Source organism: Amycolatopsis sp. NPDC001319 (genome assembly GCF_042896185.1).
GTDB lineage: Bacteria > Actinomycetota > Actinomycetes > Mycobacteriales > Pseudonocardiaceae > Amycolatopsis.
Genome location: NZ_JBIAWY010000003.1, coordinates 198,235 through 219,184 on the forward strand (window position 1 = coordinate 198,235; position 20,950 = coordinate 219,184).

Consider the following 20,950-nt stretch of genomic DNA (forward strand, 5'->3'; position numbering starts at 1 on the left):
CGCTCTGGCCCCCACCCAACCGCCGGCCGCACGCCCGACTCACCACCCACCCGAGCCAGGCGCACCACCGCCCCAACCACCAGCCGACAACGCAACCAAGCCCCGCACCCAGACCCGCCCCGGCACCCCGATCCGAAGCCTCCTTGCGGCCGGCGACCTTGTGTCAAGGCACGCTTTCCCGCCTTGACACAAGGTCACCGGCCGTCAACACAATCCAGCTTCGGGGTGCACTCCCCAGGCAAGCCGCCCTGCGAGGACAAGAACACGGACAACAGCTCTGCGGAGACCCACGGCACCTGCGACACGCCCACCCAGGCAAGGCAGGATGTCCCCCGTGAGCGCGCCTGAGAACCCGATCCCCGTGGGCCTGAGCACTGCGTCGGTGTGGCCCCTGCGGGCCGGGGCGGCGTTCGAGCTCGCGGCGGAGCTCGGGTACGACGGGGTCGAGGTCATGGTGTGGGCGGACCCCATCAGCCAGGACGTCGCGGCGGTGCGCCGGTGGTCGAAGCGCACGAACGTGCCCATTCTCTCCATCCACTCGCCGTCGTTGTTGATCACGCAGCGGGTGTGGTCGCCGGATCCCGAGATCCGGTTGCGGAAGTCCGTGGAGGCCGCGCAGGAGCTGGGGGCACGGACGGTCGTCGTGCACCCGCCGTTCCGGTGGCAGCGGCGGTACGGCGACGCGTTCGGGGACCTCGTGGACGAGCTGGAGGAGAAGTCCGGCATCGAGGTCGCCGTGGAGAACATGTTCAAGGTGCGGCCGCCGGGTGGGTCGCGGAACGCGCGGGTGTCGGCGTTCCGGCCGTCGATCGATCCCACGGACGTCGGGTTCCGGCACTACACGCTTGATCTTTCCCACAGCGCCGCCGCGCGGATGGACGCGCTGGCGCTGGCCGAGCGGATGGGGGAGGGCCTGAGCCACGTCCACCTCGCCGACGGCACGGGCGTGCCCAAGGACGAGCACCTCATCCCGGGCCACGGGGGTCAGCCGTGCGCCGAACTGCTGGAAAAGCTGGTCAGCGACGGTTTCGCCGGTCAGGTCGTGCTCGAAGTCAACACGCGGCACGCCGTGGCCACCGCGGAGCGGGCCCGCGCTCTCGCGGAGGCGCTGCTGTTCGCCCGGTTGCACCTCGGACAGTGACCAGGTCGTTAGCATGATCGGCTGTCCGGGCGGTCCCGGGCCCGCCGACACCCTCTTCCGGCTCATCGACACGTAAAGTGCCGACCGTGAACTCGTTGCGATCGTTGAACTTCTCCGCCACATGCACCGCCGTGGCCGGCCGTTCGTGAGCCGGGCCGAACAGACGGCGACGGCTTTCGACGCGGCCAGCACGGTCCGTTCCCTCGGGGACGGGACTTTCACGGCCACGCTGAGAGCGGAATGGGCGATCGCGAACCACCCCCACGGCGGATTTCTCCTGGCCCTGCTGGCCAAGGCCGCCACGGCCGTGCTCGGCGAACGCGGCGAACCCACGGCCGAACCGCTGGTGGTCAGCGCCGAATTCCTGCACGCCCCGGCGCTGGGCCCGGTGCTGCTGCGCACCGACGTCCGCAAGGTCGGCCGCCGCGCGTCGGTGGTCGGCGTGCGGCTGGAGCAGCGTGGGCGAAGCTGCGTGGAGGCGCGAGTGACGACCGGGCGGCTGCCGATGCGGCGCCCGGACTGGAGTGACGTGCCGCAGCTGCCGGCCGAACCGCCTTCGGGCGCGGTGCCACTCGGTGCCGAAACGTCGGAGGGCGTGTTCAACCTCTCGTCCAGCTGCGAGGTCCGCGTGGACCCGGCCACGGCGGGGTACCTCGCCGGGCGCGCCGGCGACCCGCCGCGGATGAAGTTGTGGGTACGTCCCCGAGACGGGATCGGCGACGTCTACTTCGCACTCCTCGCGGGCGACCTCAACCCGCCGGTGGTGGCCAACCTCGGCCGCGTCGGCTGGGCGCCCACGGTGCAGCTCACGGCCTTCCTGCGCACCCGCCCGGCCCCGGGCTGGCTGCGCATCCTGGTGGAATCGCGTTCGGTGCACGAGGCCTGGTTCGACTCCGACGCCACGGTGGTCGACTCCCAGGGGCGGCTCGTCGCGCAGGCGCGCCAGCTCGCGCTCGCCCCGGCACCGGGAGCCTGACGCGCGTTTGGCACTCTCAGTGGCATGAGTGTGATTGCGGTGCTGGGCGCGGGAAAGATCGGCGAAGCTCTCCTGTCGGGGCTGCTGCACGGGGGCCACGCGCCCGGCGACCTGCTCTTCACCGAGCGCTACGAGGGTCGCGTCCGCGAGCTCGAGGAGCGCTACCCGGGCATGCGCGCGGCGACCGTCGAGGAGGCCGCGAAGCGTGCGGACGTGCTCGTGGTCGCCGTGAAGCCGCAGGACATCGAACCGGTGCTGGCGGAGCTGGCGCCGCTGCTCGGGGCGTCCTCGCTGGTCGTCTCGCTGTGCGCGGGGCTGCCGACGTCGCTGTACGAGCGGCGCCTGGCCGACGGCGTGCCCGTGGTCCGCGTGATGCCGAACACGCCGATGCTGGTCGGCGAGGCCATGAGCGCGATGTCGCCCGGCCGCTACGCCACCGCCGAACACCTGGCCACGGTCCACGAGCTGCTCTCGCACGTCGGCCAGGTCGTCGAGGTACCGGAATCGCAGCAGGACGCCGTCACGGCCCTCTCAGGCTCAGGACCGGCCTACTTCTTCTACCTGGTCGAGGCCATGATCGACGCCGGCATCCTGCTCGGCCTCCCGCGCGCGCTCGCGGGGCAGCTGATCATCCAGTCGGCCGTGGGCGCCGCGAAGATGCTCGCCGAGGGCACGGACCACCCCGTGCTGCTGCGCGAGGCCGTCACGTCGCCCGCCGGCACCACGATCAACGCGATCCGCGAGCTCGAGAAGCACGGCGTGCGGGCGGCTCTGCTGGACGCGATCGAAGCCGCGCGCGACCGTTCGGAAGAGCTCGGCCGCGCCCACGAGGACTGACAAAACCGGCAAACCAGACCCGGGAGGGTTATCCGCGTGCGGAAAACCCGCAGGTAGGGGCCCATCCCGGTGACAGCCGTCGCACTAGTCCCACGTGTCCCGCTACCCTCTGGGAGAGCACGTGCGTGTCGATACCACAGGTGGGGAAGCCTCGTGGCGCGACACGTGTCGAAGGACGCGGTAATCATGTCGCCGAACAAGAAGGAGGATTTGCCCGCGGTAGGGCAGGTCCAGTTTTTGACAGTCGCCGAAGTGGCCACGCTGATGCGGGTCTCGAAGATGACCGTGTACCGGCTGGTGCACTCGGGTGAGCTCCCCGCCGTGCGGGTGGGCAAGTCGTTCCGGGTGCCCGAAAAGGCTGTGCACGAGTACCTGCAGGGTGCTTACTTCGACGTCGGATAGCAGTTCAGTGCCGCGAGCCGCTCCGTTGAGGGCGGCGGTGGGCGGGCCTGCGCGGTCGCCGGGCATGCGCTAGCCATGCCCGCCGACCGGCCCGCGTCAGGACGCGGGTAACCTGGTAGACCGCTCGTGCCTGTGCGCTCCACCCGTTGGACGCTGCGCCGGGCAGCGTGACCGACGACAACTGAGGAGCGCCCTATGGGTTCCGTGATCAAGAAGCGCCGCAAGCGCATGTCCAAGAAGAAGCACCGCAAGTTGCTTCGCCGTACGCGAGTGCAGCGTCGTAAGGCCGGCAAGTGAGCCAGCCCCACAGCTGATGCGCCGTGGCCCGTCCAGTCTCTGGACGGGCCACGTCCATGTGGTGGGCCTTCTCCCCCGATCGAGTGAGGCGTGAGCCGCAATTCTCGGGTGGAGTTGTAAATACGAAGTAAGACCTGGTCAGGGCACCCCCCGGCGCCGGTAACATCGGTGGTGCGTCCGCGCGATGCTTTCAATGAGTGCAGGCTCGTGCACTTCGGGTGATCGTCCGCCCTCTCACGCCCAGCCGAACAGCCCAGCCGCACAGGGAGTCCCATGCCGTCGAACATCGTGCTCGTCACCGGGGTCGCCGGAGACCTGGGCGGGAAGCTGCTCGCCCGCCTCGGCACCAACTCCGCCTTCGAGCGCGTGATCGGCGTCGACACCGCGCCGCCTCCGAAAGAGGTGCTGCAGCGGATGGGCAACGCGGAGTTCGTGCGCGCCGACATCCGCAACCCGCTGATCGCCAAGGTCATCAGCAGCGCCGGCGTCGACACGGTGGTCCACACGGCGTGCCTGGCCCACCCGGCCGGCCCGAGCCGCCGCTCCGCCGACAAGGAACTGAACGTGATCGGCACCATGCGGCTGCTGGCGGCCTGCCAGAGCTCGCCGAAGGTGCGCAAGCTCGTGGTCAAGTCCACTGCAGCCGTCTACGGCGCGGGGGCGCGTTCGCAGGCCGTGTTCACGGAGGACTCGGAGCTGATCCCGACGTCGTCCAGCGGCTACGCGAAGGACGCCGTGGAGGTGGAGGGCTACGTGCGCGGCCTCGCTCGCCGCCGGCCCGACATCACGGTCACGCTCGCGCGCTTCGCCAACATCATCGGGCCCGAGGTTGACACGGTGCTCTCGCGGTACTTCGCGCTGCCCGTCGTGCCCACCGTCTTCGGCTACGACGCGCGGCTGCAGCTACTGCACGCGTCCGACGCGCTGGGCGTGCTGGAGCAGGCCGTGCTGCAGGACAAGCCGGGCGTGTTCAACGTCGCGTCGGAAGGGGTACTCGGGTTGTCCCAGGCGATCCGCCGGGCGGGCCGCGTGGGGCTGCCGATGCCGAGCGCAGTGGTGCCGTCCGTGGGCAAGGTCCTGCGGGGCGCGCGCGTGGTCGACTTCTCGGCCGACCAGGTCCGCCTGCTGAACTTCGGGCGGGTCGTGGACATCACGAAGCTCAAGACGGAGTTCGGCTACCAGCCTCGCTTCACCACGCGCGAGGCGTTCGACGACTACACCGCGGGCCGCGGCCTGCGCCCGGTGTTCGACGGCGCCGGGCTGGCCTCGCTGGCCGGCAAGGTCCTCGTGGCCGCCGCGACCGGGCAGGCCGGCCGATGAGCCCCGCGATCGGAAGTGAGGCGCACACCGTGAACGGAGCCGAGGCCCAGGTGATCCCGCTGCACGGCCCGGGGCGGGTTTCGCAGCCTGCCGCGCCGCCGGCCGAGCCTGCGAAGTCTGCTTCGGACGCGCCGGTGGTGGCTTTCCCGGCCGCCCCGCCGGCTCCCGCCGAGCCGGAACCCCTGCCGGAGTCCGTGCGCTCGGCGCTGGCGTTCCTGCGGAACCGCCTGACGGGCGACTACACCGTCGACGAGTTCGGCTTCGACGCCGAGCTCACCGAGACCCTCGTGCTGCCGCCACTGCGCGCGTTGTACGAGAAGTGGTTCCGCGTCGACACCTTCGGCGTCGAGAACCTCCCGGCGACCGGCGGCGCGCTGCTCGTGTCGAACCACTCGGGCACCTTGCCGCTCGACGCGTTGATGACCGCCGTCGCCGTCCACGACGAGACGGGCGGGCGCCACCTGCGCGGCCTCGGCGCCGACCTGGTGTTCAAGATGCCGCTGGTGGGCTCCTTCGCGCGCAAGTCGGGCCAGACGCTGGCCTGCAACGCCGACGCCGAACGCCTGCTGCGCGGCGGCGAGCTCGTCGGCGTGTGGCCGGAGGGCTTCAAGGGCATCGGCAAGCCGTTCTCCGCGCGCTACAAGCTGCAACGCTTCGGCCGCGGCGGCTTCGTCTCCGCCGCCATGCGGGCGGGCGTGCCGATCATCCCCGTGTCCGTCGTCGGCGCGGAGGAGACGTACCCCAAAATCGGCGACATCCGCCTGCTCGCGCGGGTGCTCGGCCTGCCGTACTTCCCGGTCACGCCGTTCTTCCCGCTGTTCGGCGCCCTCGGCGCCGTCCCGCTGCCCACGAAGTGGACCATCGAGTTCGGCGAACCCATCCGCACCGACGACTTCACCCCGGACGCCGTCGACGACCCGATGCTGGTGTTCACCCTGACGGACCAGGTGCGCGAATCCATCCAGCAAGCGCTGTACCGCCGCCTCGCCCAGCGCAAGAACATCTTCCGCGGCTGAGGCGCCTCAGCCCGCCGGTGACAACGTCAGCGGCGGCGGTAGGCCATCCCCGCGGCGACAGCGCCCGCCAGCGCGCCCGCGCCCAGCACCGACGGGACGCCGATCTTCGCCGCCTTGCGGCCCGTGCGGAAGTCGCGGATTTCCCAGCCGCGGGCGCGGGCCACGTCACGCAGGCCGGAGTCCGGGTTGATGGCCACGGCGGTGCCGACGGCGGACAACATGGGGACGTCGTTCTGCGAGTCGGAGTACGCGGTGCAGCGTTTGAGGTTCAGACCTTCGCGCGAGGCGAGGGCGCGGACGGCGTGGGCCTTGGCGCGGCCGTGGAGCAGGTCGCCGACCAGGCGGCCGGTGTAGACGCCGTCCTTGGTTTCCGCGACGGTGCCGAGGGCGCCCGTCAGGCCCAAGCGCCGGGAGATGATCGCGGCGAGCTCGATGGGTGTGGCGGTGACGAGCCACACGCGCTGGCCCGCGTCGAGGTGCATCTGGGCGAGCGCGCGGGTGCCGGACCAGATCTTGTCGGCCATGAGCTCGTCGTAGATCTCTTCGCTGATGCTGGTGAGCTCCTCGACGGTGCGACCGGCCACAAAGGACAGTGCGCGCTCGCGGTGGGACTTGATGTCCTCCTTGTTCTCGCGCCCGCCCAGGCGGAACTTCACCTGCTGCCACACGAAACCGGCTAGGTCGGCGGACGTGAAGAACTTGCGCGCCGCGAGGCCGCGCGCGAAGTAGAAGATCGACGCGCCCATCATCATCGTGTTGTCGACGTCGAAGAACGCGGCCGCGGTCAGGTCCGGTGGGGCCGGGGGCACGGCAGGCTCGGCGTTCGCCGTGATCTGAGCGGCCTCGGCCGACGCCTCGCCCGCGAGCGTGGCGAGCCGTTCGAGCTCCTGACTCTTATCCTTGCCACGCCAAGCTGACACGCACACCGCCTCCACGTTCGGGCACGTCCCGGCGGCCGGGAACGGCCGGGTCCTGACGCACAGCGTAGCGACCACGCGACTCACCCGTTCCAGGTGTGGTGAGGGCCTCGATCAGGGGTTGCCGAAGCGCCGAGTGATCGCCTGGCGCCGTCGTCCGAGGTGACCGCGGTTGTTCGTGGCCGGCGTCCGCGATTTCCGACCTTCGGGCGGAAGAATCGAAAGTCGTGCTCGGGGTTGTCGATCCCGGATACCGTCGTTCGACGCGTAGTCGAAGGCGCCCGCAGGGGGCGGGCGCTCACCCCGACACCAAGGACAGTGCCATGACCGAGCTGAACGCGGAAACCGTCCGGCGCGCGATCGTCGACCACACCCGGCGGCTGGCGGAATCGGCCGCCGTGGCCGGGCCCGGCGCCGCCGTGCCGACGGCCCCGGACTGGACCGTCACCGACCTGGTCGCGCACGTGGGCCAGACGCAGAACTGGGTCGCGGAGATCATCGAGCGGCGCATCACCGATCCCACACAGCTGCCCACAGAGATGGCCGTGCTGCCGGCCGAACCCGGCGAGTGGCCGGCGTGGCTGGCGGAGTCCGCGCAGCGAGTGGCGAGCGCGTGCTCCGACGACGCGCTGGAGGCGCCGGTGTTCAACGCCGCCGGCGACGAGCGGTCCGGGGCGCGATTCTGGATGTCCAGCATGCTGAACGAGGCCGTCGTCCACGGTCTCGACGCAGCCAATGCGGCGGGCCGCCCGGCCGATGTCGACGCCGGTGTTGCCGCCGCGCTCATCGGCAACCACCTCGCGATGCTCACCTCGCCCACGTGGACGATGCAACGGCCCGAGTCCGCTCACGCCGTCCGGGGCACCGGGCAGACCCTGCAGTGGCGGGCCACCGACACCGACGGCGCGTGGTTCGTCGAACGGCGCCCGGACGGAGCGACGTGGCAGCCCGGGACCCGGCAGGCCGACGTGACGGTGACCGGCCCGGCACAGTCGCTGCTGATGGTCCTGACCCGCCGGCTCCCTCTCTCTGACGGCGAAACCATCAGCGTCGACGGCGACCTCGACCTCGCCCAGCACTGGCTCGACAACACCGCGCACGCCAGCGACTGACCGGGCCGAGTCCCGCCCCGCCGACGATCACCCGATGACAATGGGCGGAAGCCCCGGCAGCAGCGGCGGGATCGAGATCAACGGCGGCGGCGGGCTGGTCGTCGGCAGCCGCGGCGTCGTCGGCGCGGTGATCGGCGGCGAGAACACCGGCGGGGGAGCCGTGGCGCTGCCCCCGGACGTCGGCGTCGGCGTGCTGGACACGGCCAGGTCCGGCGGGGACGACGTCCCTGTCGCCGGCGGCACCCCGCTTTCGGTCGGCGTAGGGGTGGGGCCAGGCGACGAAGGCGAAGGCGGCGCCGGCTCACCAGGACGCGTGGGCTGCTGCGTACACGCGCCGCGCGCCGGAAGCAGGCCCAGCTCGTCGGAGCTGCCCGTGGTGATCTCGTAGCAGTTCAGCCGCGACACCAGCGCCGACGTCCGCTGCTGCACGCGCGTGAGCAGCCCGCGCGCGCCGCTCAAGTCCGCGCGGGCGGACGTCGGGACCCGCGGCTGCTCGGCCGCCAGCAGCCGGGCCTGCTCCTTCGTCCACGTCTCGAGGTCCGACAGCTGCGTCCGCCCGCTGCCGCCCGTCGCCAGTGCCGTCAACGCCGTGACGCCCGCGCGGACGTCGCTGCCGAAGTCCCCCAGCGCTGTCCGGTACGCCGACGGCGACGCGTCCGTCATCAGCCCCAGTTCGCTCACGCGGTTGGCGGCGAACTCCAGGTGCTTGCGCGCTTTGGCCTCGTCGCCGAACGTCAGCCCCAGCGATGTCTCTTCACCCGCGCGCTTCACGGTGTACAGCGCGTCGCCCGGCATTGCGTTGCGCGACAGCAGCAGCGTCAGCCCGGCCAGCCCCAGCACGAGCGCGATGCCGGCCGCCACCAGATCGGCCATCCGCGGCTTCCAGCGTCGCCGGACGACGGGCTGGCCGAGCCGGCCCTCGATCTCCGCCCGGATGCGCTCGCGCGTCGCGACGTCGGGCGCGCCCGCCTCGCCCAGCGAACGCAGGGCGGCGACCACGGCCAGCTCGTCGGCGAACTCGCCGTCGCGCTCGACGGGCGACGGGTCCAGCGCGCGATCGAACCGCTCGTTCTCGGTTCGATCCCGCGAAAACCAAACGGGCACGCCCACGGTGCTGCTCCGTCTCCACAAAGCTTCACAAAGCTCTACAAGCCCCGGCCCTGACAGCCGGTCTGCGTGGAGAAACGATTAAGAAGACGAAGAAGTTACGGTTGCGCCGGGACGTGAAAAAAGTCAGCGCAGCCCGGTGGGCAGCAATTGGGCCAGACGGCGGACAGCGCGGTGCTGCAGCGCCTTGATCGCGCCCTCGTTGCGGTGCATCACCTGGGCCGTCTCCGCGACCGACAGCCCCTGCAGGAACCGCAGCACGATGCACTCGCGCTGGTCCTCGCCCAGCTCGGCGACGCAGCGCAGCAGCTCCGCGCGCGTGGCGCCCGCGATGGCCTGCTGCTCCGGCCCGGCCTGCGCGGCCGGCCCGACGGCCGAAACCGGTGCCGCGCCCGGCTCGCTGACATCGTCGGTCACGACCTCGAGACGGAAGCGGCTCGACTTCACGTGGTCGAGGATCAGGTTCCGGGCGATCGTGACGAACCAGGCCCCGACGTCGCGGCCCTGGTAACTCACGGACGTGATCCGGCGCAGCGCGCGCAGGAACGTCTCGCTCGTGACGTCCTCGGCCAGCTCGCGATCGCCGAGGCGGAACAGCGCGTAGCGGTAGACGACGTCGACGTACCGGTCGTAGAGCTTCCCGAACGCCGAGGAGTCGCCCTCCTGCGCTTCGCGCACGAGGTCCCACGCCTCGATCTTGGCGGCTTCGGCGGGGTCCGGCGCCTGCGCGGCCTCGGTCGCCCTGGTCAGCGGGACGGCGGCGGGCCGCCCGAACGCACGTTCGGCGAACATCACGAGGGGGCCGCGGTTCGCGGTGGTCGGCAGGGTCACAGGGCGGCACCTCCTGCGGTCCGGAGGCCGGGCGGGCGGCCTCCGCGGCGAGCTGTGCGCCCGTCCCCCACGCGAGCAGGAATGGGCCGCTGAACGTGTTCCACGACTGCGTGGACCAGCAAGTTCGTCACGGCGACTCCCTTTCTCACGTCACCCGGCAGTGATCAACGCCACCCGGCGACGCAGTGCAGCATACGTGTAGTTACCGCGAAGTAGGTAGAGGTCCCGCGGTACCGGAGGTGCGACGATCGCGCGGCGTCCCCGTTACGGGTGACAAGATGACAAAAGGGCTACAGCAGGAAGGGGGCCCGGTGGAGGGTGTCGCGCAGCTGCTGACCGAGGCGGCGGCCAGGTGGGCGGACGAAACGGCCATCACCGAGACCGGCACGGGGGCCACGCTCACCTGGCGGGAGCTCGACGAGGCGGCCCACGCGCAGGCGCGGCGGCTCGTCGAAGCCGGCGTGGACCCGGGCGACCGGGTCGTGCTGCGGCTGCCGACGTCGGCGGATTTCGCCGTCGCCCTGTATGGCGTGCTGCGCGCCGGCGCGATCGCGGTGCCACTGTCTCCGCAGGCGCCCGCGCCGGAGCTGGAGCAGCTGCTTTCGCACTGCGACCCGCGGTTCGTGATCCAGCGCGACGACGACACCGACCTGCCCGAAAGCCTCACGGCGCTGTCACCTCGCGGCGAACTCGGGGGAGACCCTGTGGACCTCGGCCGCGCCGGCGAGGACATCGCGGTGATCTCCTACACCTCGGGGACCACCGGCCCGCCGCGCGGCGTGCTGCTCTCGCACCGCGCGCTGCTGGCGAACCTCGAGCAGCTCAGCCAGGTCGAGGGCGTGCCGGTGCACGAGGACCGCGTGCTCGTGACCATCCCGCTGTTCCACGTCTACGGCCTCGGCCCCGGCCTGCTCCAGGCGACGGCCGTGGGCGCGACGCTGGTGCTCTCGGAGCGCTTCGAGCCGGCGAAGACGCTGGACGACTGCGCCGAGTACCGCGTCACGTCGATCGCCGGCGTGCCGACCATGTACACGGAGTTCGCCGACCTCGGCGCCGAGGAGCTGGCGCGCGGGCTCGCGACCGTGCGGATGCTGACCTCGGGTGCCGCGCCGCTGCACCCGCGCGTGCTGGCGGCGATCCGCGAGGCCACCGGCCACGACGTCTACGAGGGCTACGGCCTCACCGAATGCGCGCCGGTGGTCACGTCGACGCTGGTCACGGGCTACCCGAAGCCCGGCTCGGTCGGGCGGCCGCTGCCCGGCATCGAGCTGCGGCTGGTGGACAGCGACGGCACCGAGGAGGGCGTGCCGCTCGACCCGGACGACGTCGCCGACGTCTTCGAGTCCGGCGGCGACACCGGCCTGGTGTCGATCCGCGGCGCGAACCTGTTCTCGGGCTACTGGCCCGACGGCGCGCACGGCCCCGACGCCGAGGGCTGGTTCCGCACCGGCGACGTCGGTTACCTCGATCTCGACGGCGACCTGCACCTGGTCGACCGCGCCAACGACCTGATCATCGTCAACGGCTTCAACGTCTACCCCCACGAGGTCGAGGACGTGATCTCGCGGCTGCCGGGCGTGGCGGAGGTCGCCGTGGTCGGGGTCGTCGACGAGCGCAGCGGCGAGGCCGTGAAGGCGGTCGTGGTGCCGGCCGACGGCGCGGCGCTGTCGGAGCAGCAGGTGAGCGACCAGTGCGCGGCGAACCTGGCCGGGTACAAGGTGCCGCACCTCGTGGAGTTCGTTTCGACGCTGCCGCATTCGGCCACCGGGAAGCTGCGGCGGCTCAAGCTGCGCTGACGCGGTTCTAGACTGCGGTGGTGCATCAGGTGACGGTGATGACGCGCGCCGGCTGCCACCTCTGCGAGGTGGCCGAGGCCGAGGTCGCGCGGATCTGCGGTGAGCTCGACGTGCCGTGGGAGCTCGCGGACGTCGACAGTGACGCGGAGTGGCGAGCCGAGTACGGCGACCAGGTTCCGGTGATCCTCATCGACGGTGCGGAACACGGGTACTGGCGGGTGGAGGAAGAGCGGTTCCGCCGGGCGCTGGCCGGCTAGTTCCGCCCGATAGTCCGATGCGGTAATCAAGTCGTAAGGGTTCCCGGCGCTATCGGGGGTCGAGCCCGCCGAAGATGGTGGGGTGAGCGCGTTGAAGGAAGCCCCGCAGACCGTCAAGCCCCCTGAGCCGCGGCGGCTGTCGTTGCCGATCGCGTCGTTGATCGGGCTGGCGGCCTTGATCACCGCATTGGGTGTGGGGCACCTGATCGCCGGCTTCGTCGGTTACAACGCGTCGCCGTTCGTGGCCGTCGCCGACTTCGTGATCGCGCACAGCCCGCACGCCGTGGTGGTGTGGGCGGAGCAGACGCTCGGCACGGCGGACAAGACCGTGCTGAAGATCGGCCTGGCCGTGGTGCTGGTGCTGTTCGCGGTGCTGGCCGGGCAGGTTTCGCGCCGCACGCCGCGAGGTGGCCAGATCGTGGTGGTGCTGCTGGGCATCGCCGGGATCGCGGCCGTCTACGAGCGCACCGACGTCGGGCAGCTCGCGCTGCTGGCGCCCGTGGTGTCGCTGGCGGCTTCGGCGTTCGTGTTCACCTGGCTGCACCACTACGCGCTGCCGCCGGCGTTCGACGAGGCCCGCCCGCCGAAGGGCCCGACGCGGAGGCAGGTCCTGTCGCGCGGCATCGGCGTCGCGGCGGGCGCGGGGGTCGCGGCCGTCGCCGGGCAGGCGATCTCGAGCACGGGCAGCGCCGACACCTCGCGGGCGGCCGTGGGACCGCTCGTCGCCGCGCGCAAGGCCCCGCCGCTGCCGCCGGACGCCGATTTCCAGAAGCTGGGCTCGCCGCCGTTCATCACGCCGAACTCGGACTTCTACCGCATCGACACGGCGTTCGTGGTGCCGCAGGTGCGCACCGAGGAGTGGAACCTGAAGATCCACGGCCTCGTCAACCGTGAGGTTTCGTTCTCCTACAACGACATCCGCTCGCGGCCGCTGGTCGAGCGCGAGGTCACTTTGACGTGCGTCTCCAACGAGGTCGGCGGGGACCTGATCTCCACGGCCAAGTTCATCGGCGTGGACCTCGTCGACCTCCTCGACGCGGCCGGCGTGCAACCCGGCGCGGAACAGATGTACGCGACGAGCATCGACGGCTTCACCTGCAGCACCCCGGCCAAGATCGCCCTCGACCCGACGCGCGGCGCCATGCTCGCCATCGGCATGAACGGCGAACCCCTGCCCGTCGAACACGGCTTCCCCGCGCGGATCGTCATTCCGGGCCTGTACGGCTACGTCTCCGCGACGAAGTGGGTCACCAGCCTCGAGTTCGCCAAGTGGGACGACCGCCAGTCCTACTGGCTGCAGCGCGGCTGGGCCGAGCAAGCGCCCATCAAGACCGAGTCGCGCATCGACACCGCCAAGGTGACCTCGGGCAAGCTCCGCGTCGCCGGCACGGCGTGGGCCCAGCACATCGGCATCGCCAAGGTCGAGGTGCGCGTCGACCAGGGCCCGTGGCAGCCGACCACCCTGTCGACCGAGGTCAACAAAGACACGTGGCGCATGTGGTGGACCGACCTCGCCGTGCCGTCGGGCAGCCACACGGTGACGGTCCGCGCGACCGACCAGTCGGGCTACACCCAGACGGACCAGGCCGCGGAGCCGGTGCCGAACGGAGCTTCGGGCTGGCACTCGGTGATGGTGAACGCCTGACGCTGGGTCAGCCGAGCCGCGCACGGGTGAGCAGCTCCCCGAGCTGCTCCAGCGCGGGCTCCACGCGGCCGAGGTTGAACCGCCCTTCATCCCAAACGAGGACCTCGCCGCCGTCGACGCGAAACGGTCGCGGGTGGGCGGTGAGCCAGACCTGCGCTTCGGGAGTGAGGCTCGTGGCGTCGCCTTCGACCACGAACCGCCGATCGAAGTCAGGGTCACCGGTCGCGTTCCCACCCACGCCCAGCCGTCCCGCGACGACACCCGCAACCCCGCGGCGCCGCACGGTGAGCACTGGCGCGCCCGCGACCTTCACGGCGTACACCTGCAGGTACAGCCGCTCGGCGCTGTCGTTGCTGTCGACGTCGGAATGCCCGACGACCTCGCTGTACTCGAACGAGGTGAACTCGCGCCCGTCGTGGCTCCCGCTCACGGCGTGCCACGCCCGCGGCCGTCGTCCCCGCCCGAAGGGGTAGCCGTGGCACCGCCCGAGCAACTGGGGCGCCCGTTCCCGGTAGGTCCACCCCCGCTCGCGCGCCCCGGCGGCGATGGCCGCGGTCCGGCGCCGGTAGCCGCGCAGGTACCAAACCCCGTAACCGCCGACGACAAGCGCCAGGACGACGTACCAGTACCAGTGCCCGGCCAACGCTCACCCACCTCCACGTACGACGGGTCTCAGCCCGGCAGCTTCTCCACGATCCGACCCGCGACCTTGTCCGTGACTCCGCCAGGTCGGCGATCTCCGGTTCCGCGCGCTGGGCGTCGAACCGCCCGCCGTCCCAGGATCGGCGCGATAACGCACCAGACCCAGTGGGTGGCCATCAGCCTGAACGACCTCCGAAACGCGGGCGGGGCGCGGATGATCTTGCCCGGCCGGCCCCGGTGCCCGCCGCGACCCGGGCCGCTGTCACCTGATCGGGCGCGGGTGTGGGTCGTGTCATGTCGGTGACCAGTGACTTTGTGCGTGCGTTCACAAGTGGACTACCGTAGGGAGCCGTCCCGCAAAAGCCCGGCATTGAACCGGACTCCAGCCGCGGGGTCAAGAGATGCGACCCAATCTTGAGGAGTGACCGGGCGTGGTGACACAGCGGGGGAGGCGCAGCGGTGCCGAACCGCCCGCTGAACCACCCCGCCGGGCCGCGAAGGGCAACGGCCGCGCCCGGCGGGCAGCGCCTGATGCCGACAATGCGCCCACGGCGGAGATGCCCGCGGTCGACAGCGCCGTCGAGACAGCCGTCCGCGCGAAGCAGATCCCCGAAGCGGCCGTCGCGCGCCTCGCCGTGTACCTGCGGGTCCTGTCGGGCATGGCGGAGCAGGGTGCGACCACCGTCTCCAGCGAAGAGCTCTCCGCGTCCGCCGGCGTGAACTCCGCCAAGCTGCGCAAGGACCTGTCCTACCTCGGCTCGTACGGCACGCGTGGCGTCGGCTACGAGGTGCAGGTGCTGGTCAGCCAGATCGAACGCATCCTCGGCCTCACCCGCCAGCACCGCGTCGCCGTGGTCGGGATCGGTAACCTCGGTCACGCGCTGGCCAACTACGGCGGGTTCCCCGGCCGCGGTTTCCCCGTCGAGGCGCTGTTCGACCTCGACCCCGACCTCGTCGGGGTTCCCGTAGGGGGACTGCCCGTCTCGCACCTGGACGAAATCCCGCGCGTCTGCTCCGAACGGCAGATTTCCATCGGGATCATCGCCACACCTCCTACCGCTGCGCAGTCCGTGTGCGACAGGCTGGTAGCGGGCGGCGTCCAGTGCATACTGAACTTCGCGCCGGTGGTGCTCCAGGTACCGGCGCACATCGAGGTCCGCAAGGTCGACCTGGCGGTCGAACTTCAGATCCTCTCGTTCCACGTGGCTCGCCGTGCCGATGACGCCCTGGCAATTCAGGGGAATACCGGGTTACCCGACGCCGGCCTGCCGATCGACAATGGCAGTAACGGCAACGGACAGGCAGACGGCGGTCTTGGAATGGTGGTGCGCGGATGAGCGTGTTGGCGGTCGGGCTCTCCCACCGAAGTGCGGAGCTGACCACGCTCGAACGGGCCGCCGTGCCCGCGGAAGAGGTCACCAAGGTCCTGCACGAGCTGCAGCAGGCCGAGCACGTGAGCGAGGCCATGCTGGTCTCCACGTGCAACCGCATCGAGGTCTACGCGGTGGTCGAGACGTTCCACGGCGGCGTGAACGACGTCTCCGACGTGCTCGCCCGCCAGGCCGGCATGGAGCCGGCGGAGCTCTACGACAACCTCTACGTGCACTACGCCGGCGCGGCCGTCGAGCACCTGTTCTCCGTGACGTCGGGCCTCGACTCGATGGTCGTCGGCGAGACGCAGATCCTCGGCCAGGTCCGCTCGGCCTACGCCACCGCGCGTGAGGCCGGCACGGTCGGGCGCACGCTGCACGAGCTGATCCAGACGACGCTGCGCGTCGGCAAGCGCGTGCACTCCGAGACGGGTCTCGACCAGCTCGGCGCGTCCGTGGTGTCCGAGGCGCTGGCCGCCGCGGGCGACCTCGTCGGCAAGCACGCCCTGATCGTCGGCGCCGGCTCGATGGGCGCGCTCACCGCGTCGCACCTGCGCAAGGCCGGCATCGGCGAGATCACCGTGGCCAACCGCACCGAAGCCAAGGCCGCGCGGCTCGCCGAGAAGACCGCGGTGGAGGGCGTGCCCGCACGTGCCGTGCCGCTGTCCGAGCTGGCCGACGCCGTGGCGAAGGCCGACATCGTCGTGTCGTGCACCGGCGCGCAGGACGCCGTGTTCCTGCCCGAGCATGTGCCCGCCCGCGCGGGCCGCCCGCTCGTGGTGTGCGACCTCGGCCTGCCGAAGGACGTCGACGCGGGCGTGGCCGACCTGGCCGACGTGACCGTCGTCGACCTCGAGACGATCCAGCGCCGCATGCGCGACGCCGGCGCCCCCACCACCGAACGCCAGACGATCAGGGCCAACGGCATCGTGCTCGACGAGGTGCGCGACTACCTCGCCGGCCAGCGCAGCGCCGAGGTCACGCCCACCGTCACCGCGCTGCGCCGCCGCGCGGCCGAGGTGGTCGACGCGGAGCTGCTGCGTCTGGACAACCGCCTCCCGGACCTCGACACGCAGGTCCGCGAAGAAGTCGGCCGCACGGTCCGCCGTGTCGTCGACAAACTGCTGCACGCGCCCACAGTGCGGGTGAAGCAGCTGGCCGCCGAGACGGCCGACACCGACTACGCCAACGCGTTGCGCGAGCTGTTCTGCCTCGATCCGCAGGCCCCCGCGGCTGTGGCGAGCCCCACCGCCGTGCCGCCAGACATCGAGAAGAAGTAAGCAGTGGACAGAGTGATTCGCATCGGGACGCGCGGCAGCAAGCTCGCCGTCGCGCAGACCGAGACCGTGGCCGACAAGATCCGCGCCACCGGCGCCGAGGTCGAGATCGTCCGCGTGACCACCCCCGGCGACGTCTCCAGCAAGCCGATCCCGCAGATCGGCGTCGGCGTCTTCACCTCGGCGCTGCGGGAAGCGTTGCTGCGCAAGGAAATCGACGTCATCGTCCACTCGTACAAGGACCTGCCCACGGCGCCGGCGGCCGGCATCGTGCTCGCCGCCGTGCCGCCGCGCGAGGACCCGCGCGACGCGTTGATCGCCCGCGACGGCCTCACGCTGGGTGAGCTCCCGCCGGGTTCGAAGGTCGGCACGGGGGCGCCGCGGCGCACCTCGCAGCTGCTCGCGCTGGGTCTCGGTTTGGAAATCGTGCCGATCCGGGGCAATATCGATACCCGCATGCGCAAGGTGACCGACGGCGAGCTCGATGCCGTGGTGCTCGCGCGTGCCGGACTGGCCCGGATCGGTCTGGTGGGGGCGATCACCGAGACCCTCGACCCGATCCAGATGCTGCCCGCTCCCGCGCAGGGGGCGCTGGCGGTGGAGTGCCGGGCCGAAGACGTGGACGTGGAGCACCTGCTCGCGTCCAGTTTGGACGACGAGGGCACGCGGGCCGCGGTGACGGCCGAGCGTTCCCTGCTGGCCGCGCTCGAGGCGGGGTGCAGCGCACCCGTGGGTGCGCTCGCCGAGATCGTCGAGGACCTCGACTCCGAGGGCGCGGTCGTGGAACGGATCTCGCTGCGCGGCACCGCGGCCGTCGAGGGCGAGAACGGCGCGGTCGACATGCTGCGGGCTTCCGCACTCGCCGACTTCGCCGAGGCGGAGCAGCTCGGCCGGACGTTGGCGGCCGAGCTCCTCGACCTGGGTGCCGGCGCACTGCTGTCCGGCCCCGCCCAGTGACGCAACCCGCAGAGCACTCGAATGACCAGCACCACACACCTGCGGCCGATGACGTACCCGGCCGCCTGACAGGAGAAACGCCAGAGATGACCCCCGCTCGCAAGACCGCTGGGCGCGTCGCCTTCGTGGGCTCGGGCCCCGGTGACGCCGGGCTGCTCACAGTCCGCGCCCAGGAGCTGCTCGCCAAGGCCGAGGTCGTGGTGACCGATCCCGACGTGCCCGCCACCGTCCTCGCGCTCGCCGCCCCCGGCGCCGAGGTCCGGCCCGCCGTCGGTGAGCCCGCCGACGTGTCGAAGGACCTGACCACCGAGGCCAAGGCCGGGCGGCTCGTGCTGCGCCTGGTCGCCGGCGACCCGCTGACCACCCCCGCCGTGGTGAACGAGGTGCAGGCCGTGGCCCGCACGTCCGCCGTGTTCGAGGTGATCCCGGGCGTTTCCCCCGGCGCCGCGGTGCCGGCCTACGCCGGTGTCGCCCTCGGCGGCACCCACACCGAGGTCGACGTCCGCGGCGAGGTCGACTGGGCGGCGCTCGCCGCGCAGCCCGGCCCGCTCGTGCTGCACGCCACCTCGGCGCACCTGGCCGAGGCCGCCAGCCGGCTCACGGAGAAGGGCATGCCGCCGTCCACGCCCGTCGCCGTGACGGCCAACGGCACCATCAACACCCAGCGCACGCTCGACTCCACGCTCAGCACCCTGGGCAACGACGCGGGTGAGCTCGTCGGCCCGCTGATCGTGACCATCGGCCAGGCCGCCGGGCAGCGCTCGAAGCTGTCGTGGTGGGAGTCGCGCGCGCTGTACGGCTGGAAGGTCCTGGTGCCGCGCACCAAGGAGCAGGCCGGCGAGATGGCCGACCGCCTCCGCAGCCACGGCGCGACCTCGCACGAGGTGCCCACGATCTCCGTCGAGCCGCCCCGCAGCCCGGCGCAGATGGAGCGCTCGGTGAAGGGCCTCGTCGACGGCCGCTACCAGTGGATCGTCTTCACCTCCACCAACGCGGTGCGCGCGGTGTGGGAGAAGTTCGAGGAGTTCGGCCTCGACGCCCGCGCGTTCTCCGGCGTGAAGATCGCCTGCGTCGGCGCCTCGACGGCCGCCAAGGTCCGCTCGTTCGGCATCATCCCCGAGCTGATCCCGTCGGGCGAGCAGTCGTCCGAGGGTCTGCTCGCCGAGTTCCCGCCGTACGACGACGTGCTCGACCCCGTGGACCGCGTGCTGCTGCCGCGCGCCGACATCGCCACTGAGACGTTGTCCGCCGGCCTGCGCGACCGCGGCTGGGAAATCGACGACGTCACGGCCTACCGCACGGTCCGCGCCGCCCCGCCGCCCGCCGAGACCCGCGAGATGATCAAGACCGGCGGCTTCGACGCGGTCTGCTTCACCTCGTCCTCGACGGTGCGCAACCTGGTCGGCATCGCCGGCAAGCCGCACACGCGCACCCTGGTCGCGTGCATCGGCCCGAAGACCGCGGAAACCGCCGTGGAATTCGGCCTGCGCGTCGACGTCCAGCCGGAGAAGGCCGACGTGCCCCACCTGGTGGACGCCCTGGCCGAGCACGCCGCCCGGCTTCGCGCGGAGGGCGCCCTGCCGCCGCCCCGCAAGGCGAAGCGGGCGCGTCGCAGCTGACGGGTTTGGTTCGGGAAGGGCCCTTCTCCGGTTTCCGGGGAGGGGCCCTTTTCGTGTCGGGGGCAGGTCCTTGTGGGCAGAGTTGTCCGGATGGCGCGGCTGAACGCGGATGTCCCCGGCGAACTGGCTGAACGGGTCGGCGCAGCTGGACCGAAAGCGAGCGTTCCGGTCCAGATGGGCCGCCACACATCGCATCGGCGGGCGATTGACAGCTGGCTCGACGCCCTGCCGTCTCCTTGCGGCGCCGTTTTACCCGCCGCAGTACTCAGCGTGGTCGACGCGGCCCGGGTCGAGGCGGGTGATGAGCGTTTGGCTGAGCCGCGAGGCGGAAATCGTCGAGGCTCGCGAAAGCCGTCCCTTTCCGCGCCCGACATTTTCCGGACACCTTGTCAGAACGTGGTTTTTCCCGAGGGCAGCCGAATTGCCCCCCGAGCAGCGGGAGTACCGTGGACGGCGTGTTCCCTGAGCATCGACCCCGCAGGCTCCGTACCACGCCGGCCATGCGCAGGCTGGTCGGTGAAACGACGCTTCGCCCGCGTCAGCTGATTCTGCCCATGTTCGTGGCCGAGGGGATTGACGCGCCGCGGCCGATTTCGAGCATGCCGGGGGTTGTGCAGCACACCCGGGACACGTTGCGGAAGGCCGCGGTCGACGCGGTGAACGCGGGTGTCGGTGGGCTGATGCTGTTCGGCGTGCCGGAGACGCGGGACGCCGAGGGATCGGGCGCGGTCGACGAGAACGGGATCCTCAACGTTGCGCTGCGGGACCTGCGCCAGGAGCTCGGGGACGCGACCGTGCTGATGGCCGACACGTGCCTCGACGAGTTCACCGACCACGGCCACTGCGGCGTGCTCGACGCGGACGGCGCGGTGGACAACGACGCGACCCTGCGCGTGTACGCGGAAATGGCCGTGGCGCAGGCGGAAGCGGGCGCGCACGTGCTCGGGCCGAGCGGCATGATGGACGGCCAGGTCGGCGTGATCCGCCGCGCGCTCGACGAGGTGGGCCACAGCGACAAGGCCATCCTCGCCTACTCGGCCAAGTACGCCAGCGCGTTCTACGGCCCGTTCCGTGAGGCCGTCGACTCGCAGCTCAAGGGCGACCGCAAGACCTACCAGCAGGACCTGGGCAACGCGCGCGAAGCGTTGCGCGAGATCGAGCTGGACCTCGGCGAGGGCGCCGACATGATCATGGTCAAGCCGGCACTGTCCTATTTGGACGTCATCAAGGCGGCGGCGGACATCTCGCCGGTTCCGGTGGCGGCGTACAACATCTCCGGCGAGTACGCGATGGTCGAGGCCGCTGCGGCGAATGGCTGGCTCGAGCGCGAGCGCACGATCCTGGAGGTGCTCACGTCGATCCGCCGCGCGGGCGCCGACCTGATCCTCACGTACTGGGCCACCGAAGCCGCCGCCTGGCTCGACTGAGCCC

General features: G+C 71.4%; 20 protein-coding genes. 16 read left to right on the forward strand and 4 right to left on the reverse strand.

Annotated elements, in window-relative coordinates; translation table 11 throughout:
* Positions 1 to 334 precede the first annotated feature (334 nt).
* The 7 genes from ACFY1H_RS11395 to ACFY1H_RS11425 all read left to right on the forward strand — a co-directional run bounded on the left by ACFY1H_RS11395 (position 335) and on the right by ACFY1H_RS11425 (position 5,989).
* Positions 335 to 1,141: a sugar phosphate isomerase/epimerase family protein gene (locus ACFY1H_RS11395; RefSeq protein ID WP_386946203.1), complete on the forward strand. Its 807-nt coding sequence runs from the start codon at positions 335 to 337 to the stop codon at positions 1,139 to 1,141.
* Positions 1,142 to 1,262: 121 nt separating this feature from the next.
* On the forward strand, positions 1,263 to 2,117 hold the full coding sequence (locus ACFY1H_RS11400; RefSeq protein WP_366577806.1) for a thioesterase family protein: 855 nt from the start codon (positions 1,263 to 1,265) through the stop codon (positions 2,115 to 2,117).
* A 24-nt stretch (positions 2,118 to 2,141) separates the two neighbouring features.
* Positions 2,142 to 2,954: a pyrroline-5-carboxylate reductase gene (gene proC, locus ACFY1H_RS11405; protein WP_366577808.1), complete on the forward strand. Its 813-nt coding sequence runs from the start codon at positions 2,142 to 2,144 to the stop codon at positions 2,952 to 2,954.
* A gap of 186 nt (positions 2,955 to 3,140) precedes the next feature.
* Positions 3,141 to 3,356, forward strand: coding sequence for a helix-turn-helix domain-containing protein (locus ACFY1H_RS11410; protein WP_037353555.1), 216 nt, complete (start codon positions 3,141 to 3,143; stop codon positions 3,354 to 3,356).
* A gap of 195 nt (positions 3,357 to 3,551) precedes the next feature.
* Positions 3,552 to 3,653 (forward strand): 30S ribosomal protein bS22, encoded by a 102-nt coding sequence (locus ACFY1H_RS11415; RefSeq protein ID WP_007030867.1) that lies wholly within the window; start codon positions 3,552 to 3,554, stop codon positions 3,651 to 3,653.
* A 273-nt stretch (positions 3,654 to 3,926) separates the two neighbouring features.
* Entirely contained in the window at positions 3,927 to 4,973 is a 1,047-nt protein-coding gene (locus ACFY1H_RS11420) for an NAD-dependent epimerase/dehydratase family protein (RefSeq protein WP_386946207.1), read from the forward strand.
* Positions 4,970 to 5,989, forward strand: coding sequence for a lysophospholipid acyltransferase family protein (locus ACFY1H_RS11425; protein WP_386946208.1), 1,020 nt, complete (start codon positions 4,970 to 4,972; stop codon positions 5,987 to 5,989). Before ACFY1H_RS11420 ends, ACFY1H_RS11425 begins: the two co-directional genes overlap by 4 nt.
* Positions 5,990 to 6,015: 26 nt before the next feature.
* On the opposite strand, the gene ACFY1H_RS11430 is transcribed toward ACFY1H_RS11425, so the two are convergent.
* Positions 6,016 to 6,924, reverse strand: a complete 909-nt coding sequence (locus ACFY1H_RS11430) for an HAD-IB family hydrolase (RefSeq protein ID WP_366577926.1) — start codon at positions 6,922 to 6,924, stop codon at positions 6,016 to 6,018.
* A gap of 305 nt (positions 6,925 to 7,229) precedes the next feature.
* Between ACFY1H_RS11430 and ACFY1H_RS11435 the strand changes: the two genes are divergently transcribed.
* The gene (locus ACFY1H_RS11435) at positions 7,230 to 8,018 is read left to right on the forward strand and encodes a maleylpyruvate isomerase family mycothiol-dependent enzyme (RefSeq protein WP_366577815.1); all 789 of its coding nucleotides are present in this window, start codon (positions 7,230 to 7,232) and stop codon (positions 8,016 to 8,018) included.
* Positions 8,019 to 8,045: 27 nt separating this feature from the next.
* Here ACFY1H_RS11435 and ACFY1H_RS11440 read toward each other — a convergent pair whose 3' ends face one another.
* The gene (locus ACFY1H_RS11440) at positions 8,046 to 9,128 is read right to left on the reverse strand and encodes a DUF5667 domain-containing protein (RefSeq protein WP_386946210.1); all 1,083 of its coding nucleotides are present in this window, start codon (positions 9,126 to 9,128) and stop codon (positions 8,046 to 8,048) included.
* A 123-nt stretch (positions 9,129 to 9,251) separates the two neighbouring features.
* Positions 9,252 to 9,956 (reverse strand): sigma-70 family RNA polymerase sigma factor, encoded by a 705-nt coding sequence (locus ACFY1H_RS11445; RefSeq protein WP_386946212.1) that lies wholly within the window; start codon positions 9,954 to 9,956, stop codon positions 9,252 to 9,254.
* Between the two features lie 278 nt (positions 9,957 to 10,234).
* Between ACFY1H_RS11445 and ACFY1H_RS11450 the strand changes: the two genes are divergently transcribed.
* The 3 genes from ACFY1H_RS11450 to ACFY1H_RS11460 all read left to right on the forward strand — a co-directional run bounded on the left by ACFY1H_RS11450 (position 10,235) and on the right by ACFY1H_RS11460 (position 13,654).
* Positions 10,235 to 11,752 carry an AMP-binding protein gene (locus tag ACFY1H_RS11450; protein ID WP_386946214.1) on the forward strand — a complete coding sequence of 506 codons (1,518 nt, stop codon included), beginning with the start codon at positions 10,235 to 10,237 and terminating at the stop codon, positions 11,750 to 11,752.
* A gap of 17 nt (positions 11,753 to 11,769) precedes the next feature.
* Positions 11,770 to 12,009, forward strand: a complete 240-nt coding sequence (locus ACFY1H_RS11455) for a glutaredoxin family protein (RefSeq protein ID WP_366577822.1) — start codon at positions 11,770 to 11,772, stop codon at positions 12,007 to 12,009.
* An 82-nt stretch (positions 12,010 to 12,091) separates the two neighbouring features.
* Entirely contained in the window at positions 12,092 to 13,654 is a 1,563-nt protein-coding gene (locus tag ACFY1H_RS11460; RefSeq protein WP_386946216.1) for a molybdopterin-dependent oxidoreductase, read from the forward strand.
* A gap of 7 nt (positions 13,655 to 13,661) precedes the next feature.
* On the opposite strand, the gene ACFY1H_RS11465 is transcribed toward ACFY1H_RS11460, so the two are convergent.
* Positions 13,662 to 14,297: a hypothetical protein gene (locus ACFY1H_RS11465; protein ID WP_386946218.1), complete on the reverse strand. Its 636-nt coding sequence runs from the start codon at positions 14,295 to 14,297 to the stop codon at positions 13,662 to 13,664.
* A gap of 430 nt (positions 14,298 to 14,727) precedes the next feature.
* Between ACFY1H_RS11465 and ACFY1H_RS11470 the strand changes: the two genes are divergently transcribed.
* From ACFY1H_RS11470 to hemB, 5 genes are all read left to right on the forward strand, one after another.
* A complete protein-coding gene (locus ACFY1H_RS11470) occupies positions 14,728 to 15,633 on the forward strand; it encodes a redox-sensing transcriptional repressor Rex (RefSeq protein WP_366577827.1) in 906 nt (301 codons plus the stop codon).
* Entirely contained in the window at positions 15,630 to 16,946 is a 1,317-nt protein-coding gene (locus tag ACFY1H_RS11475) for a glutamyl-tRNA reductase (RefSeq protein WP_366577829.1), read from the forward strand. Before ACFY1H_RS11470 ends, ACFY1H_RS11475 begins: the two co-directional genes overlap by 4 nt.
* Positions 16,947 to 16,949: 3 nt before the next feature.
* Positions 16,950 to 17,900 carry a hydroxymethylbilane synthase gene (gene hemC, locus ACFY1H_RS11480; RefSeq protein ID WP_366577831.1) on the forward strand — a complete coding sequence of 317 codons (951 nt, stop codon included), beginning with the start codon at positions 16,950 to 16,952 and terminating at the stop codon, positions 17,898 to 17,900.
* Between the two features lie 86 nt (positions 17,901 to 17,986).
* Complete coding sequence (locus ACFY1H_RS11485) at positions 17,987 to 19,519, forward strand: uroporphyrinogen-III synthase (protein ID WP_386946221.1); 1,533 nt, start codon at positions 17,987 to 17,989, stop codon at positions 19,517 to 19,519.
* A 455-nt stretch (positions 19,520 to 19,974) separates the two neighbouring features.
* Positions 19,975 to 20,946, forward strand: coding sequence for a porphobilinogen synthase (hemB, locus tag ACFY1H_RS11490; protein ID WP_366577835.1), 972 nt, complete (start codon positions 19,975 to 19,977; stop codon positions 20,944 to 20,946).
* Positions 20,947 to 20,950 lie beyond the last annotated feature (4 nt).

What these genes read in the sequence shown, in the direction of transcription:
- proC (WP_366577808.1), top strand. Translation starts at nt 2,142, where the DNA reads ATGAGTGTGATTGCGGTGCTGGGCGCGGGAAAGATCGGCGAAGCTCTC.
- ACFY1H_RS11450 (WP_386946214.1), top strand. Translation starts at nt 10,235, where the DNA reads ATGACAAAAGGGCTACAGCAGGAAGGGGGCCCGGTGGAGGGTGTCGCG.
- ACFY1H_RS11410 (WP_037353555.1), top strand. Translation starts at nt 3,141, where the DNA reads ATGTCGCCGAACAAGAAGGAGGATTTGCCCGCGGTAGGGCAGGTCCAG.
- ACFY1H_RS11435 (WP_366577815.1), top strand. Translation starts at nt 7,230, where the DNA reads ATGACCGAGCTGAACGCGGAAACCGTCCGGCGCGCGATCGTCGACCAC.
- ACFY1H_RS11425 (WP_386946208.1), top strand. Translation starts at nt 4,970, where the DNA reads ATGAGCCCCGCGATCGGAAGTGAGGCGCACACCGTGAACGGAGCCGAG.
- ACFY1H_RS11400 (WP_366577806.1), top strand. Translation starts at nt 1,263, where the DNA reads ATGCACCGCCGTGGCCGGCCGTTCGTGAGCCGGGCCGAACAGACGGCG.
- ACFY1H_RS11485 (WP_386946221.1), top strand. Translation starts at nt 17,987, where the DNA reads ATGACCCCCGCTCGCAAGACCGCTGGGCGCGTCGCCTTCGTGGGCTCG.
- ACFY1H_RS11420 (WP_386946207.1), top strand. Translation starts at nt 3,927, where the DNA reads ATGCCGTCGAACATCGTGCTCGTCACCGGGGTCGCCGGAGACCTGGGC.
- ACFY1H_RS11415 (WP_007030867.1), top strand. Translation starts at nt 3,552, where the DNA reads ATGGGTTCCGTGATCAAGAAGCGCCGCAAGCGCATGTCCAAGAAGAAG.
- ACFY1H_RS11475 (WP_366577829.1), top strand. Translation starts at nt 15,630, where the DNA reads ATGAGCGTGTTGGCGGTCGGGCTCTCCCACCGAAGTGCGGAGCTGACC.